The sequence below is a fragment of the Ornithinimicrobium carbonis genome (genome assembly GCF_050703245.1).
GTDB lineage: Bacteria > Actinomycetota > Actinomycetes > Actinomycetales > Dermatophilaceae > Ornithinicoccus.
This window is the reverse complement of record NZ_CP192647.1, coordinates 3,647,065-3,663,401: the sequence shown is the minus strand read 5'-3', so window position 1 is coordinate 3,663,401 and position 16,337 is coordinate 3,647,065. Positions and strand designations below refer to the sequence as shown.

The following is a 16,337-nucleotide window of genomic DNA, read 5'->3' as shown; positions in this document are numbered from 1 at the left end:
GGCTCGACGGCTCGTCGGCTCGTCGGCTCGTCGGCTCGTCGACGGAGCCGGGTCAGCTCGGCTTCGGCGCGCCCGGACGGGCGTAGCGCCACCAGGTGATGCCCACGCACATCACGGCGAAGACCAGGCCGATGACGTAGAAGATGGTCGGCGTCATCAGCGTCAGGCCGATGCCGAAGAAGAACGGTCCGAAGGCGGCGATGGCCGCCGTCCAGCCGATCACACCACCGGCCTGGCGCCGCTCGAAGATCATCGGCATCTGCTTGAACGTGGAGGCGTTGCCGATGCCCGCGAACAGGAAGATCGCCAGCATGCCCCACAGGAACCGGTCGAAGCCGGCGTCCAGGGTGGCCGCCGAGGTGGTGTCCGGCGTGAGGGCGCTCAGCGTGAAGGAGATCGAGACGATGATGCCCAGACCGGAGATGAGCGTCCAGATCGCGCCGCCCATCTTGTCGGTGAGCGGGGAGAAGAGCACCCGGGCGCCAGCCCCGACGAGCGGGCCGAGGAAGACGAACTTGACGGCCTCGGGGACCTCGTAGTTCTCGATGAGCAGCTGGGCGCTCTCGCCGGCGCCCTGCACGATCTCCGGGTTGCCCGCGCCGTAGAGGTTCTTCATGAGCAGGCCGAACTGCGCCGCCAGCCCCGAGAAGGTGCCGAATGTCATGATGTAGAGCAGCGTCATGTACCAGGTGTCGGGGTTGGAGAAGATGTCGAACTGCTGGCGGACGTTGGCCTTGACCGGCACCGACTTCAGGGCCAGCCACGCCCAAGCGGCCCCGACCAGCACGAAGGGGATCCAGAAGAAGGCGGCGTTCTGGTACCAGACCTCCTGGTTGGCCTGACCGGCCAGCTCCATCATCTGGCTGTTGCCCAGGAAGCCGAGCATCGAGAAGCCGATGAGCCACGGGGTCAGCAACTGGACCAGGGACACGCCGAAGTTGCCCAGCCCCGCCTGCAGACCCAGGGCCGTGCCCTGGAGGCGTTTGGGGAAGAAGTAGGACGTGCTCGGCATGAAGCCGGAGAACGCGCCGCCGCCGATGCCGGCGAGGAAGGCCAGCACCATCAGCTCCCAGTAGGGAGCGGTGGGTTCCTGCACGCGCACGCCCCAGCCCAGGAGCGGGAAGAAGAGCAGCGCCGTGGTCAGCGCGACCATGGTGCGGGTCCCCATGAGCGGCGGCAGCACCATCCAGACGATGCGCAGCAGGCCGGCGGCCAGGCCGGGCATGGCCGCCATCCAGTAGAGCTGGGTCTGGGTGAAGGAGTAGCCGATGTCGTTGAGCTTGGGGACGATCGCGCTGGGCAGGAACCAGGTGACGAAGGCCAGCGTGAGCGTGAACGTGGTGATCCACAGCGTCTGCCAGGCGATCCTGCTGTCCCAGGTCTCCTCGTTCTCGGGGTCCCAGTCCTGCAGCCAGCGGCTGCCGGTGCGGGGGGAGTCGGCGGTGGTCATGCGCGGGCCTCCTGGAGGGGCGTGGCGGGGGCGGGGGCAGGTTCGTCGAGCTTGTCGGCGACCTCGGGGGAGCGCTCGTGCAGCATCCGCACGACCGTCAGGTGCATCCACAGCAGGCAGACGGCCACGAGGAGGAAGAGCACGAAGAAGGTGGACGTGGGGAACCCGGTCCACAGCTTGGTGTAGGCGAAGAGCGGAGGCAGGACGAAGCCGCCCAGGCCGCCGAGCATCCCGACGAGACCGCCGACCGGCCCGACGTTGCCGGGGAAGTACTCCGGGATGTGCTTGTAGACCGCGGCCTTGCCCACGCCCATGGCGCAGCCGAGCAGGAAGAGCAGCGCGGTGAACGGCACGATGTGCATGGCGTAGGCCAGGTGCTCGGTCTCCCGGCCGTCCGCGTGGTTGATGACGATGTAGCCGTTCGGCATCATGAGGATGCCCGTCGTGAGCAGCATGACGAGGAAGGTTCCGTACATCGCCTTGCGGGCGCCCCAGCGGTCGGAGAACCAGCCGCCCACCGGGCGCAGGAGCGAGGCGGGGAAGATGAACAGGGCGGTGAGCAGGCCCGCCGTGGTCAGGGACACCTCGAAGTTGTCCATGTAGTACAGCGGGAGCCAGGCCGAGAGGGCCACGTAGGCGCCGAAGACGGCGACGTAGTAGAGGCTGAAGCGCCACACCCGCAGCTGCTTGAGCGGGACGAGCATCTCGCCGAGCGTCTTGCTGGCTCCCGGCATCCGGTCCACCGAGGGGGTCAGGACCCAGACCGCCACGGCCATGAGCAGGAGCAGGACGCCGTAGACGACGGGGATCAGCCGCCAGCCCCCCTGCACCCCGAGGGCGAAGGTGGTGCCGGCCGTGGCCAGGATGATCGGGGGGCCGATGAACTTGGTCACCGAGGCGCCGACGTTGCCGGCCCCGAAGAGGCCGAGGGCGAAGCCCTGGCGCTCGCGGGGGGCCCAGGCGGCGTTCCAGGCGATGCCGACGCTGAAGGAGTTGCCGGCGAAGCCGACGAGGAAGGCCAGCACGAGCAGCATGGCGTAGCTGTCGGCCCGGCTGACGAGGAAGGCGGGGACGGCGGTGGCCGCGAGCATCGCGGTCATCACCTTGCGACCGCCGATGCGGTCGGCCAGCATGCCGGCCGGCAGCCGCCACATCGACCCGTTGAGCACCGCGACCGCGGAGACCCAGGACAGCTGGGTGTCGGTGAGCCCGAACTCGTCCTTGATCGGCTTGCCGAGGATGCCGAACATCAGCCAGACGGCGAACATGAGGGTGAACGCCACGGTGGACGTCCACATGACCCGGCTGGCTCCGGACCGCTGGGCCGAGGGGGTCCCGGTCGGCGACGCGGTGGTCGTCATCTGGTCTCCTGATTAGAGGAAAGAGTCATCGCAAAGGTGTCGACGCCGACCCTACACCCGCCCCCGACGGCGGCGGTAGCGTTCCGATGTGGCGTTCGCGACACTCCCAGAATTAGCGCATAGAACTGTGCGCTAAACCGTGCCTGGCCTGCACAAAGACCCTCCGCGACCAGGGTGCGTCCCGGGGGTCGGGGGGTCGGTTGCGCGAGGTCCGCGACGTAGGCTTAGATTAGGCGAGCCAACTCCGATAAAAGGGGGCGCCGACATGGGTGCAGCCGAGCACGTCGAACGCGGTGGTGCGTTCCTGCTCACCTCTGCCGTCCGGCGGTCGATCGTCGACCACCTCGTGGGCCTGCCGCGCCTCGCCGTCGAGGGGCGGCCCACCCGGGACGACGGGATGACGGCCGCCGAGCTGGGGACGGTCCTCGGCCTGCACAGCACGACCGTCCGCTTCCACCTCGACCAGCTCGTCTCGGCCGGTCTGGTGGGCAGCAGGTTCGTGCGCAGCGGGGGCGCGGGGCGCCCCGCCAAGCGGTACTTCGTCGTCGAGGGAGAGCTGGGTCCGGTCGCCCGCCCCGGGGTGGAGGGGCCCTACCAGGTGCTCGCCACCCTGCTCGCCGGTGCCCTGGACCCCGCCGACGAGGGTCGCCTCACGCCCGAGGAGGCCGGGGCCGAGTGGGTGCGCCACCGGCTCGAGGAGGGGGACGACCACGGGCTGCGCGAGGACGACGTCCCCCACGCGGCGTCGACGGCCGGAGAGTGGGTGGCCAAGGTCGGCGGGGTGGTCGACCTGCTCCAGGAGTGGGGCTACACGCCCGACCTGTCGGTGAGCGGACGGGAGGGGGACGTCACCCTCACGCTCCGGGACTGCCCCTTCCTCGACCTGGCCCGGATCCACCCCGAGGTCGTCTGCGGCGTCCACCGGGGGCTGCTCAGGGGCGCCCTCGAAGCGGCGGGCGAGCAGGACGCCGGCGTCAGCCTCCGTCCGTTCGTCGGTCCGACCACCTGCCACGCCGTGCTGCTGCGGCACCGCACGCCACCGGGGGAGCCGATCGACCCCGGCCCCGCCCGGTGGTCGACCCCGGGCTCCGGCTCCGCCCCCACCCCTGCGCCCGCCCCGCTCCCCGCTGCTGGCGCCACCCCCACCGGTGCCCCTGCCCCCACCTCCACCGGCGTCGCGACGTCCGCGGACGCCATACCCCCCTCCACCTCGCCCGACCGCCCAGACCGAACCGCACCAGGAGATCCTGCATGAGTGAGCGCACCACGTCCCGGCTCGACGGTCCGTTGAGCGACGCGCTGGTCGGCACCCGCCGCTTCTTCACCCGCGGGGAGGTGTCGGAGGACAAGCGCACGCTGACCCTCGAGGGCGGACGGACCGGCGACTCCTTCTACCGCGACCGGTGGGCCCACGACAAGGTCGTCCGCTCCACCCACGGGGTCAACTGCACCGGGTCCTGCTCCTGGAAGGTCTACGTCAAGGACGGGATCATCACCTGGGAGGCGCAGCAGACCGACTACCCCTCGACCGGGGCGGACAAGCCGGAGTACGAGCCGCGCGGCTGCCCGCGAGGGGCCGCCTTCTCCTGGTACACCTACAGCCCCACCCGGGTCCGCTACCCCTACGTGCGCGGGACGCTCCTGCAGATGTACCGCGAGGCGAAGCAGACCTACGGCGACCCCGTCGTCGCCTGGGCCTCGATCGTGCAGGACGAGGAGAAGACGGCCGTCTACAAGAAGGCCCGCGGCAAGGGCGGCCTGGTGCGCTCCACCTGGGAGGAGGCGGTGGAGATGATCGCCGCCGCGCACGTCTACACGGTCAAGCGCTGGGGCCCGGACCGGATCGCCGGCTTCTCCCCGATCCCCGCGATGTCCCCGGTGAGCTACGCCTCCGGCGCCCGCTTCCACGAGCTCATCGGTGCCCCGATGCTCTCCTTCTACGACTGGTACGCCGACCTGCCCAACGCCTCCCCCCAGATGTTCGGCGACCAGACCGACGTGCCGGAGTCCGGCGACTGGTGGGACGCGGGCTACCTCATCATGTGGGGCTCCAACGTCCCGCTGACCCGCACCCCCGACGCGCACTGGATGACCGAGGCGCGCTACCGCGGCCAGAAGGTCATCGCCGTGGCGCCGGACTACGCCGAGAACGTCAAGTTCGCCGACGAGTGGGTGGCCTCGGCCCCCGGCACCGACGGTGCGCTGGCGATGGGCATGGGCCACGTGGTGCTCAAGGAGTTCTTCGTCGACCGCCAGGTCGACTTCTTCACCGAGTACAACCAGCAGTTCACCGACCTGCCCTACCTGGTGACGCTGGAACCGGCGGACGGCGACGACGGAGCCTCCCGGGTGTTCCGTCCGGGCAAGTTCCTCGTGGCCGGCGACCTCGAGGGCCACCCCGAGCAGTCCAGCGAGAACGCCATGTGGAAGCCGGCGCTCCTCGACGGCGTGACCGGCGAGGTCGCGATCCCCAACGGCTCGATCGGCCATCGCTACGGCGACGAGGGCGTGGGCCGCTGGAACCTGGAGCTGGGCGACATCCGCCCGGTCCTCTCGCTCTACGGCGACACCGGCGAGTCCGTGGAGGTGGAGCTGCCGCGCTTCGACAACGTCGAGGGGCACCAGGTGACCGAGCGTCGCGGCGTGCCCGTGCGCCGGGTCGGCGACCGGCTGGTCACGACCGTGCTCGACCTGCTGCTGGCCCACTACGGCGTCGGTCGGGCGGGGCTGCCGGGCACCTGGCCCCAGGGCTACGAGGACCCCTCGGTCCCGGCCACCCCGGCCTGGGCCGCGGAGATCAGCGGCGCCCCCCTGGAGCAGATCGTGCGGATCGCCCGCGAGTGGGCGCAGAACGCGATCGACACCCAGGGCCGCGGCATGATCCTCATGGGGGCCGGCACCAACCACTGGTACCACTCCGACCAGATCTACCGGGCGATGCTGCTGCTGACGACGATCTGCGGCACCCAGGGCCGCAACGGCGGCGGCTGGGCACACTACGTCGGCCAGGAGAAGATCCGGCCGATCATGGGCTTCCAGCACCTGGCGTTCGCCCTGGACTGGGTCCGCCCGCCGCGGCACATGAACCAGACCGCCTACTGGTACGTGCACACCCTCGCAGTACCGCTACGACACCTTCGGCGCCGACGGCATCAACGGCGCGACCGGGGCGTTCGAGGGCCGGTCCACCATGGACCTGCTCTCCCAGTCGGTCCGGCTGGGCTGGACCCCCTCCTACCCGCAGTTCGACCGCAGCTCCCTGCAGGTGGCCGACGACGCCGCCGCGGCGGGCCTGCCGGCGGCGGAGTATGTCGTGCAGCAGCTCAAGGAGGGCACGCTGAAGTTCGCGGTGGAGGACCCGGAGGCCCCGGACAATTACCCCCGCATCCTGTCGCTGTGGCGGGCCAACCTGCTGGGGTCCTCGGCCAAGGGCAACGAGTACTTCCTCAAGCACCTGCTCGGGACCGACAACGCGGTCAAGGCCCACCAGGCCGCCGAAGGCCAGCGCCCCGACAGCGTCGTCTGGCGCGAGGAGGCCGGCGAGGGCAAGCTCGACCTGCTGCTGACGCTCGACTTCCGGATGACCAGCTCCACGCTGTTCTCCGACGTCGTGCTGCCGGCCGCGACCTGGTACGAGAAGCACGACCTCAACACCACCGACATGCACCCGTTCATCCACTCCTTCAACCCGGCCATCGCCCCGCCCTGGCAGGCCAAGACGGACTGGGACGCGTGGAAGGCCGTGGCCAAGCGGTTCTCCGAGCTCGCGGTGGACCACCTGGGTGTGCGCAAGGACGTGGTCACCAAGCCGCTGTGGCACGACACCCCGGAGGCGATGGCCACCGTCCACGGCCGCGTGCAGGACTGGCGGACCGGCGAGGTCGAGCCGGTGCCCGGCAAGACCCTCCCGGTCATCGCCGAGGTCGAGCGGGACTACACCGCGGTCTACGACCGGATGACCTCGATCGGCCCGCTCCTGGAGAAGGTCGGCATGCTGACCAAGGGCGTCAAGTACGACGTCGGGCGGGAGGTCGGCATCCTGCGCCAGCGCAACGGCGAGGTCCACGGCGGCCCGACCGACGGCCGGCCCAAGCTGGAGACCGACATCCAGTTCGCCGACGACGCGATCATGCACCTGTCCGGGGTGAGCAACGGGCACCTGGCCACCCAGGGCTTCCGCTTCCTGGAGAAGCGCACCGGAACGCAGCTGGCCGACCTGTCCGCCGAGCACGAGGGCAAGCAGATCACCTTCGCCGACACCCAGGCCGCGCCGGTACCGGTCATCACCTCCCCGGAGTGGTCCGGATCGGAGAGCGGCGGGCGGCGCTACAGCCCGTTCACCATCAACATCGAGCGGTCCAAGCCCTTCCACACCCTCACCGGTCGCCAGCAGTTCTACCTGGACCACGACTGGATGCTCGGCATGGGCGAGGGGCTGCCGACCTACCGGCCCCCGCTCAACATGACCACCCTCTTCGGGGAGGCGCCGATCGGCCAGGAGACCGAGGACGCCGGCGGCGCGGTCGCGGTGAGCGTGCGCTACCTGACGCCGCACAACAAGTGGTCGATCCACTCCGAGTACCAGGACAACCTGTTCATGCTCTCCCTCTCCCGGGGCGGGCAGACGATCTGGATGTCCGACCAGGACGCGGCCAAGATCGGGGTGCGGGACAACGACTGGATCGAGGCGGTCAACCGCAACGGAGTCGTCGCCTGCCGCGCGATCGTCAGCCACCGGATGCCCGAGGGCACGGTCTACATGCACCACGCCCAGGACCGGCTCATCGACGTGCCGCTCACCCAGACGGACAGGAAGCGCGGCGGGATCCACAACAGCCTGACCCGGATCCTGCTCAAGCCCAGCCACCTGATCGGCGGCTACGCCCAGCACGCGTACTTCTTCAACTACATCGGCCCGACCGGCAACAACCGCGACGAAGTGACGACCATCCGCAAGCGGACGACGAAGGTGGAGTACTGACACCCGGGGGCTCCGCCCCCGTGCACCCCCGCTGGGGCTCCGCCCCAGACCCCGACGTTGGAGGAGTTTGACGATGAGAGTCATGGCACAGATGGCCATGGTCATGAACCTGGACAAGTGCATCGGGTGCCACACCTGCTCGGTCACCTGCAAGCAGGCGTGGACCAACCGCCAGGGTATGGAGTACGTCTGGTTCAACAACGTGGAGACCCGGCCGGGTCTGGGCTACCCCCGCAGCTACGAGGACCAGGAGGAGTGGAAGGGCGGCTGGGTCCGCGCCGACAACGGGCGCCTGAAGCTGCGTGCGGGTGGACGGCTCACCAAGCTCCTGAGCATCTTCTCCAACCCCAAGATGCCCAAGATCTCCGACTACTACGAGCCGTGGACCTACGACTACGAGACGCTGCTCAACGCCCCCGGCCCAGGACACCTTCCCGGTCGCCAAGCCCTACTCGCTCATCTCGGGCAAGCAGATCAACATCGAGTGGAGCGCCAACTGGGACGACGACCTGGGCGGCTCGGCCGAGCACGCCGCCAAGGACCCGATGCTCAAGGGCATCGAGGACAAGGTGAAGTTCGAGTTCGACCAGACCTTCATGTTCTACCTGCCGCGCATCTGCGAGCACTGCCTCAACCCCAGCTGCGCGGCCTCCTGCCCCTCCGGCGCCATCTACAAGCGCGAGGAGGACGGCATCGTCCTGGTCGACCAGGACAAGTGCCGCGGCTGGCGCATGTGCGTCACCGGCTGCCCCTACAAGAAGGTCTACTTCAACCACAAGACCGGCAAGGCCGAGAAGTGCACCTTCTGCTACCCCCGCGTCGAGGTCGGCATCCCCACGGTGTGCGCCGAGACCTGCGTGGGCCGGCTGCGCTACATCGGCCTCATGCTCTACGACGCGGACAAGGTGCTCGAGGCGGCCTCGGTGCAGGACGAGCACGAGCTGTACGAGGCCCAGCGCTCGGTCTTCCTGGACCCCTTCGACCCGCAGGTGCAGCGGGAGGCGGAGCGGGCCGGCATCCCCGGCGACTGGATCGAGGCGGCCAAGAAGTCCCCGGTCTACGCCCTCATCAACAGGTACAAGGTCGCGCTGCCGCTGCACCCGGAGTACCGCACGATGCCGATGCGATGGTCTGGTACATCCCGCCTGTCGCCGGTCGTGGACGTCATCAAGGAGACCGGGTACGACGCGGAGGACAAGGACAACCTCTTCGCCGCGATCGAGGCCCTGCGCATCCCGGTGGAGTACCTGGCCAACCTCTTCACCGCCGGTGACGTCCGGCCGGTCAACGAGGTCCTGCGCAAGCTCGCGGCGATGCGCTCCTACATGCGCGACATCAACCTGGGGCGCGACCCCCGGGCGGAGATCCCCGAGGCGGTCGGCATGACCGAGGAGGAGATGTACGAGATGTTCCGCCTCCTGGCGATCGCCAAGTACAACGAGCGCTACGTCATCCCGTCCGCGCACGGCGAGGACGCCCACGCCCTCGAGGAGCTGGCCACCGACTGCCCGGTGACCGGGTACGACGACGAGCTGATGGACGAGTCCGGCCCCTTCGGCGAGGGCTCGGGCCGGGGAGCCACCACCCCGGTGGCCGTCGAGAACTTCAAGATGCTCCAGCAGCGCCAGACCCAGGAGTCCCTGGTCTCCGGGGGCTCCAAGCGGGGCCGGGTCAACCTGCTCAACTGGGACGGCAAGGGCGTGCCCGCGGGCATGTTCCCCGACCGGCCCGCCGAGGGCGTCGGCCAGGCGGCCGACGGGTCCGGCGACGGCACCGGCGGGACCCGCTGATGCTGCCCTGGCGGCGCCACCGGCGCAGCGACCCGCGGCTGGAGGCGCAGGCCCAGGCCGACACCTGGCAGCTGGTCTCCCTGCTGCTCGACTACCCCGACGACGCGCTCGTGCAGCGCCTGCCGGCGATGCGCGAGATCGTCGCGGGGCTGCCGGACCGGGTCCGGACGCCCCTGGACCGGTTCCTCGACCACGTCGACGGGAGCGACCTGGCGTCGGTGCAGATCGACTACGTCGACACCTTCGACGTCACCCGCAAGTGCTGCCTGCACCTGACCTACTTCCTGCACGGCGACACCCGCAACCGCGGGGTGGCCCTCGTGCAGTTCAAGCAGGCCTACCGCCGGCACGGCGTGGAGCTGGCCGAGGGCGAGGGCGCGACCGGGGAGCTGCCCGACCACCTCTCGGTCGTGCTGGAGTTCGGGGCCACCGTGGACCCGGACGCCGCCTGGAAGATGCTCAACGACCACCGGGTCGGCATCGAGCTGCTCCACCGGGCGCTCCAGCGGCGCGGCTCGCCCTGGCTCGACGTCGTCGACGCGCTGCGCGCCACCCTGCCCCAGCTGGAGGAGAACGACGAGGCCGCGCTGGCGCGGCTCATCGCCGAGGGTCCGCCCCAGGAGTCCGTCGGTATCGATGACGCGCCCTACTCCATCGACCCCGCCCTGGACCACCTGCGCACCCCGCCCTCCTCGGGCAGCGCCTGCGGCGACGGCGGAGTTCCCGCCGGCACACCCCATACCCTCGGCCCGACCATCCCCGTAGGAGCCCCCCGATGAGCACCTTCCTCTGGGTGATCTTCCCGTACATCTGCCTGGCGGTCTTCGTCGTCGGGCACGTCTGGCGCTACCCGCTACGACAAGTTCGGGTGGACCACCCGCTCCAGCCAGCTCTACGAGGACAGGCTGCTGCGGATCGGCAGCCCGCTGTTCCACTTCGGCATGCTCTTCGTCGCCGTCGGGCACTTCATGGGCCTGATCGTGCCGCAGAGCTGGACCGAGCGGGCGGGGATCAGCCAGGAGCTCTACCACATCGTCGCGCTCGCGGGTGGGCTGCCGGCGGGCATCGCCACCCTCGTCGGCCTGGCCATCCTGGTCTACCGCCGGCGCACGACCGGGCCGGTCTTCCGGGCGACGACCGTCAACGACAAGGTCATGTACGCCCTCATGGCCGTCGTCATCGTGCTCGGCATGTGGAACACCGTGGCGGGCAGCCTGCTCAACCTCGGCATCGCCGGCGACCACTACAACTACCGCGACGGCGTCTCCCCCTGGTTCCGGCAGATCTTCTGGTTCCAGCCCGACGCCTCGCTCATGGAGGGCGCGCCGATCGGCTTCCAGCTGCACGCGCTCGTGGCGTTCCTGCTGTTCGCGATCTGGCCGTTCACCCGTCTGGTGCACGTCTTCTCCGCGCCCATCGGGTACTTCACCCGGCCCTACATCGTCTACCGCAGCCGCGACCAGCGCCCCGGCACCGCGACCGGGTCCCGCGCGCAGAAGCGCGGGTGGGAGCGGGTGCAGTGAGCGACCCCGCAGGTATGCCGCCGGGCTCGGCCGCGGGCGGGGCCGTCGCGGGCGGGGCCGTCGCCGGTGCCGGGGACGGATCAGCCGCGCGGCCGGTCCCCGGGTCCGTCCAGGACCCGTCCCACCCGGTCCTGGGCGACCTTACGCTGGCCCCGGCCGAGGAGGTCGACCCCTACCGCGTCGTCGACCTGCTCGCCGAGGGGCAGCGGCTGCTGGCCAAGGCCCGGGAGTCCGGCCGGGGGCGGGCCGTCCGCTCGGTCGTGCGCCAGCCGGGGCAGAACCTCATCGTCCTCGGCCTGCCCGCCGGCGGCGGCCTGCCCGACCACGACGCGCCCGGCCTCGCTGCTGTGCCTCTCGGGCCGCGTCGTCCTGGGGTCGGAGGGCCGGTCGTGGACCCTGCCCGCGGGGAGCGCGCACGCCATACCCCCCGCCCGGCACGACGTCGTCGCCGAGGAGGACAGCGTCTGCGTGCTGACCGTGTCGGTCGGCTGACGTAGCCTGCCCAGCATGCCGCCCCTGCCTCCCCTCGTCGCGCCCGGTCCGGAGCTGACGCCCGCGCAGGTGTCCCGCTACTCGCGCCACCTGCTGGTGCCGGGGATGGGGATCGAGGCGCAGCGCCGTCTGCTGGCCGCCCGGGTCGCGGTCGTCGGCGCCGGGGGGCTCGGCAGTCCGACGATCTCCTACCTCGCCGCCGCGGGGGTGGGGCACCTGACGATCATCGACGACGACGACGTCGACCCCACCAACCTGCAGCGCCAGGTCATCCACCGGCTGGACGCCGTGGGGCGGTCCAAGGTGGAGTCGGCCGCCGGCTTCGTCGCCGGGCTCAACCCGGACGTCTCGGTACAGGTGCGGCACGAGCGGATCACGCCGGAGAACGCCCGCGAGCTGCTCGAGGGGCACGACGTCGTCCTCGACGGCGCGGACAACTTCCCCACGCGGTATGCCGTGTCCGACGCCGCGACCGCGCTCGGGACCCCCGTCGTCTGGGCGGCGGTGCTGCGCTTCGACGCCCAGCTGTCCACGTTCGTCCCCGGACGGCCCGGCGCGGTGAGCCTGCGCGACCTCTTCCCCCGGCCACCGCGGCCCGAGGACGTGCCCTCGTGCGCGGAGGCCGGTGTGCTCGGGGCCCTCGTCGGCCAGGTGGGTTCGATCATGGCCGCCGAGGTCGTCAAGCTGGTCTGCGGGTTCGGTGAGCCCCTCGTCGACCGGGTGCTGCTCGTGGACGCGCTCACCCAGCGCACGCGCGAGGTGCCGCTGCGACCCGTCGGCGACCTCCTGCCGCCTCCCACGCACGAGCCGGTGCGTGAGCTGGTGCCGCTGCCCGAGCTGTCGGCCGAGGAGGTGCGCTCGGTCCTGCGCGGCACCGACGCCCCGCTGCTGCTCGACGTCCGCGAGCCGGCCGAGCACGCGCTCGGGACCGTGCCGGGCGCTCTGACCGTCCCGGTCGGCGAGGTGCTGACGTGGGAGCACCTGGAGACGCTGCCCGACGGCCCCGTGGTCGTCTACTGCAAGACCGGTCCGCGGGCCCGCCGGGCCGCCGCCCACCTGGTCCGTCTCGGCCATCCCGACGTGTCGGTGATGACCGGCGGGATGCTCGCGTGGATCGAACGGGTCGACCCGGGCCTGCCGAGCTACTAGCAGCGCGGGTCGCCCGACCACCGCGCCGCCGCCCGCAGGTCCGTCCCGGAACCCGCACCCACCCCGAAGGAGCCCCGTGCCGATCGTCGACCTGCTCGTGCTCGCCGGCGGGCGGGGCGAACGCCTCGGCGGGCGGGACAAGGCCGCCCTGATGGTCGGCGGGCGGAGCCTGCTTCACCGCGTCCTCGAGGGGGCGGCCCGGCTCGGCGGCTCGGTCGTCGTCGTGGGGGTCACCTCCGTCCCGGACGGCGTCGCGCGCACGACGGAGGACCCGCCGGGCGGCGGCCCGGTCGCCGGTATCGCGGCGGGGCTCCAGGCGCTGCGTCCCTCCGTCCCGGACCTTCTCGGAGACCTCTCCGTGGGGTCGGCCCCCGGGGACCGGGCGGGCGTTGCCCCCTGGGTCGCCGTCGTGGCCGTCGACCAGCCCGGTGCCGCTCGTGCGCTCGCCGCCCTGCAGGCGGTGCTTCCCAGCGTCCCGGAAGCGGTGGATGCCGTCAGCCACCAGGACGCGGAAGGTCACCGCCAGTGGCTGCTGGCCATCTATCGGCGTTCCGCCCTCGAGGCATCCCTGGCTGCTCTGGGCGAGGTGCGGAACACGTCCGTCCGCAGGCTGGTCGCGGACCTGCGCTGGCATGTCGTCGACCGCGGTGCTGAGCACCTGGGCGACGTCGACACCTGGGAGGACGCCGCCCGTTGGGAGGGTCGACTGGGCGACGGGGCCGACGGCGACTGACTCCGGCACGCGATCCACGGGAGGGCACGCCCAGCAGCGACCGGCTGCCGGCGCGTGAGCCCCCTCCGTCGGGTGTACCGACATGCTGCGTCGATCCGCTAGAGTCCCGCCGTGCAGGGCCGCCGGCTGGGTCGGGATGGTCGTGGCACACCATGGTCGATCCCGTGAGAAGGGCCCCCTCGTGTCGCCTGTCCGTCGCCTGTCCGCGCTGGTGCTGGCTGGGCTGGTCGCCGCCAGCCCTGTGGCACCTGCCGCCACTCCCGCCGCCACGGCCGCCGCCACTCCCGCCGCCGTTCTCGCCGACGGGGAGACCGTCCCGCTCCCGGATGCCGATCAGATCGCAAGGACGCGGGTCCTTCTCGAGGAGGCTCGCGAGTCAGCGACGGCCGGCCATCCTCTGGTCGAGCGGGTCTCCGGGGCGAACCGGTACGAGACGGCCGCCGAGCTCTCCAGGTTCTGGAACGAGGTGGTCTATGTCGACGATCCGCTGGCGCGACGGCTGGTCGTGGTGGCCAGCGGCGAGAACTACGCTGACGCGCTCTCGGGCGGGGCGTTCGCCGGCGCCCTCACCTCGCCCGTCCTCCTGACGAGGAAGGACTCCCTGCCGGGTGCGACCCGGGCCGCGCTCGAGCGGCTCGCGCCCCACACGATCATCCTGCTCGGCGGCCCCGGAGCGGTGAGCGACGAGGTGCAGGCCGCACTCGCCGACTACGCGCCGGGTCGCGACTGGGTGCGTCGCTTCGGTGGGCCCGACCGGTACGTCGTGTCGGCGAGCCTGGCGAACTCGTTGGGCCCCAGCGAGCTCGCGTTCGTCGCCTCCGGAGTGAACTGGCCCGACGGGCTGGCCGGCGGGGCTGCGGCCGCCTGGGAGGGCGCTCCGCTCCTCGTGACCAAACCGACCGGCGTGCCCTCCTCCGTGATGCAGTCGTTGCGGGACGAGGTCCGCCCCCGTCACATCGTCCTGCTCGGGGGTCCGGCCAGCGTCGATGACGCAGTCCTGCGCCAGCTGGAGACCGTCGCCCCGGTCACCCGGGTCGCGGGACGCAGCCGCTACGAGACCGCTGCTGCGCTCGCCCAGGCGTCACCGACCAACTACGGCGCGACCGTGGCCAGCGGGCTCGGCTGGCCGGACGCCCTGGTCGGCGCGGCCTACGCCGGTGTCCTCGGTGACAAGCTCCTGCTCCTGACCCCGACCGGTGTCCCGGCGAGCACGGCGCAGACGGTCACGGACCTGGACCTCGCGTGGATCACGGCTCTCGGCGGGGAGGCCAGCATCCCCGAGCCGGTGCTGGACCAGCTGCGCGCCCTGCCGGTCGAGGTGCCCACGGTTCCGTGATGGCGAGGTGCGGGGCGGGCCTTTTCCCACGGTGTCTGGGAGACTGGACGCATGGCCACGGTGAGATATTTCGCAGCCGCTGCAGAGGCGGCCGGTACCGAGTCCGAACAGGTGGCGGCCGACGACCTGGGCGCGCTGCTCGACCGGCTCGTCGAGCTGCACGGGGCCGAGCTGGAGCGCGTGCTGCGGCTGAGCTCGGTGCTGCACGAGGGTCAGTACGTCAACGACCGGTCCCTGCCGGTGGCGCACGACGCCGTCCTGGACGTGCTGCCGCCGTTCGCCGGCGGCTGAGCCGGGCCCTGCTGCCGCTCGTCGGCAGGCGACCTCGTCAGCCGCCGATCCGGCTCATCGGCCGCGGCGGCTGCAGGAAGCCCGGCTCGTTGATCCCGTGGCCGGGCAGCTTGGCGCCGATCGACTCGCGGAACAGGTCTGCGAGCTCCTCGTCCGAGGCCCCTGCGCGCAGCGGTCCTCGCAGGTCGGTCTCGCCGGTGGCGAACAGGCAGTTGCGGATCATCCCGTCGGCGGTCAACCGGACCCGGTCGCAGGTGCCGCAGAACGGCATCGTCACCGAGGCGATGACGCCGACCGTCGCCGGGCCGCCGTCGACGAGGAAGAGCTCGGCCGGGGCGCTGCCGCGGGTGTCGTCCGGCATGGCCGTCAGCTCGTAGCGCGTCCGCAGCTTCTCCAGGATCTCCTCACCGGTGATCATCTGGGTGCGGTCCCACTGGTGCTGGGCGTCCAGCGGCATCTGCTCGATGAACCGCAGCTGGTAGCCGTGCTCCAGAGCGAAGCCCAGCAGGTCGGGCGCCTCGGAGTCGTTGACACCGCGCATGAGCACGGTGTTGAGCTTGACCGGCACCAGACCGGCCGCGGCGGAGGCCTCGATCCCGGCGAGGGTGTCGCCCAGCCGGTCACGCTTGGCCAGGGCGATGAACGTCTCCCGGTCCAGCGTGTCGATGCTGACGTTGACGCGGGTCAGACCGGCGGCCCGCAGGTCCTCGGCGATCCGCGCCAGGCCGACGCCGTTGGTGGTCATCGAGATCTCGGGGGCCGGGTCCAGGGCCGCCAGGCCGGCGACGACGTCGACGAGGTCGCGGCGCAGCAGCGGCTCCCCGCCGGTGAGGCGGATCTCCTCGATGCCCAGGCCCACGGCCACGTCGGCGAGGCGGACGACCTCCTCGGTGGAGAGCATGGTGTCGCGTGGCAGCCACGGCACCCCCTGCTCGGGCATGCAGTAGGTGCAGCGCAGCGAGCAGCGGTCGGTCACCGAGATGCGCAGGTCGCGGTGCACCCGGCCGTAGCGGTCGACGAGCGGTCCGGCCGTCATCAGTGGTCCCCTCCGCAGATCTGGTCGAGGACGTGCCCCAGCAGCGGGGCGACGACCTCCATCCCCTCGGTCACCGCGGACGGGCGTCCGGGCAGGTTCACCACGAGTGCCGCCGGAGCCCTGCTCGGCCGGCCAGTCCACGACGCCCACGAGGCCGCGGGAGACGGCTGCGAAGGGGGTATGACGCGTCCCCTC

The 16,337-nt window shown here is 71.3% G+C and carries 10 protein-coding genes and 3 pseudogenes; 10 read left to right on the top strand and 3 right to left on the bottom strand.

Annotation, left to right across the window (positions count from 1 at the left end; translation table 11 throughout):
- Positions 1–52: 52 nt before the first annotated feature.
- Positions 53–1,450 carry an MFS transporter gene (locus ACQ95T_RS18335; RefSeq protein WP_431473248.1) on the bottom strand — a complete coding sequence of 466 codons (1,398 nt, stop codon included), beginning with the start codon at positions 1,448–1,450 and terminating at the stop codon, positions 53–55.
- A complete protein-coding gene (locus ACQ95T_RS18330; RefSeq protein WP_425942435.1) occupies positions 1,447–2,811 on the bottom strand; it encodes an MFS transporter in 1,365 nt (454 codons plus the stop codon). Before ACQ95T_RS18330 ends, ACQ95T_RS18335 begins: the two co-directional genes overlap by 4 nt.
- A gap of 265 nt (positions 2,812–3,076) precedes the next feature.
- Between ACQ95T_RS18330 and ACQ95T_RS18325 the strand changes: the two genes are divergently transcribed.
- From ACQ95T_RS18325 to ACQ95T_RS18280, 10 genes and pseudogenes are all read left to right on the top strand, one after another.
- Positions 3,077–4,066 carry a helix-turn-helix transcriptional regulator gene (locus ACQ95T_RS18325; RefSeq protein ID WP_425942433.1) on the top strand — a complete coding sequence of 330 codons (990 nt, stop codon included), beginning with the start codon at positions 3,077–3,079 and terminating at the stop codon, positions 4,064–4,066.
- A pseudogene (locus ACQ95T_RS18320) lies at positions 4,063–7,792 on the top strand (nitrate reductase subunit alpha). Before ACQ95T_RS18325 ends, ACQ95T_RS18320 begins: the two are co-directional and overlap by 4 nt.
- Before the next feature lie 73 nt (positions 7,793–7,865).
- Positions 7,866–9,582, top strand: a pseudogene (gene narH / locus ACQ95T_RS18315) (nitrate reductase subunit beta).
- Positions 9,582–10,361, top strand: coding sequence for a nitrate reductase molybdenum cofactor assembly chaperone (narJ, locus tag ACQ95T_RS18310; protein WP_425942427.1), 780 nt, complete (start codon positions 9,582–9,584; stop codon positions 10,359–10,361). Before narH ends, narJ begins: the two are co-directional and overlap by 1 nt.
- A pseudogene (gene narI / locus ACQ95T_RS18305) lies at positions 10,358–11,105 on the top strand (respiratory nitrate reductase subunit gamma). The gene narJ and the pseudogene narI overlap by 4 nt, the downstream one beginning before the upstream one ends.
- Positions 11,087–11,602: a hypothetical protein gene (locus tag ACQ95T_RS18300; RefSeq protein ID WP_431473247.1), complete on the top strand. Its 516-nt coding sequence runs from the start codon at positions 11,087–11,089 to the stop codon at positions 11,600–11,602. Before narI ends, ACQ95T_RS18300 begins: the two are co-directional and overlap by 19 nt.
- Before the next feature lie 10 nt (positions 11,603–11,612).
- On the top strand, positions 11,613–12,746 hold the full coding sequence (locus ACQ95T_RS18295) for a ThiF family adenylyltransferase (protein WP_425942421.1): 1,134 nt from the start codon (positions 11,613–11,615) through the stop codon (positions 12,744–12,746).
- Positions 12,747–12,822: 76 nt separating this feature from the next.
- The gene (gene mobA, locus ACQ95T_RS18290; RefSeq protein WP_425942419.1) at positions 12,823–13,479 is read left to right on the top strand and encodes a molybdenum cofactor guanylyltransferase; all 657 of its coding nucleotides are present in this window, start codon (positions 12,823–12,825) and stop codon (positions 13,477–13,479) included.
- A gap of 181 nt (positions 13,480–13,660) precedes the next feature.
- On the top strand, positions 13,661–14,815 hold the full coding sequence (locus ACQ95T_RS18285) for a cell wall-binding repeat-containing protein (RefSeq protein WP_425942417.1): 1,155 nt from the start codon (positions 13,661–13,663) through the stop codon (positions 14,813–14,815).
- Between the two features lie 51 nt (positions 14,816–14,866).
- A complete protein-coding gene (locus ACQ95T_RS18280; protein WP_425942415.1) occupies positions 14,867–15,106 on the top strand; it encodes a MoaD/ThiS family protein in 240 nt (79 codons plus the stop codon).
- A 37-nt stretch (positions 15,107–15,143) separates the two neighbouring features.
- Here the strand turns inward: ACQ95T_RS18280 and moaA are convergent, their stop codons facing one another.
- Positions 15,144–16,142 carry a GTP 3',8-cyclase MoaA gene (gene moaA / locus ACQ95T_RS18275; RefSeq protein WP_425942413.1) on the bottom strand — a complete coding sequence of 333 codons (999 nt, stop codon included), beginning with the start codon at positions 16,140–16,142 and terminating at the stop codon, positions 15,144–15,146.
- Positions 16,143–16,337: the final 195 nt, after the last annotated feature.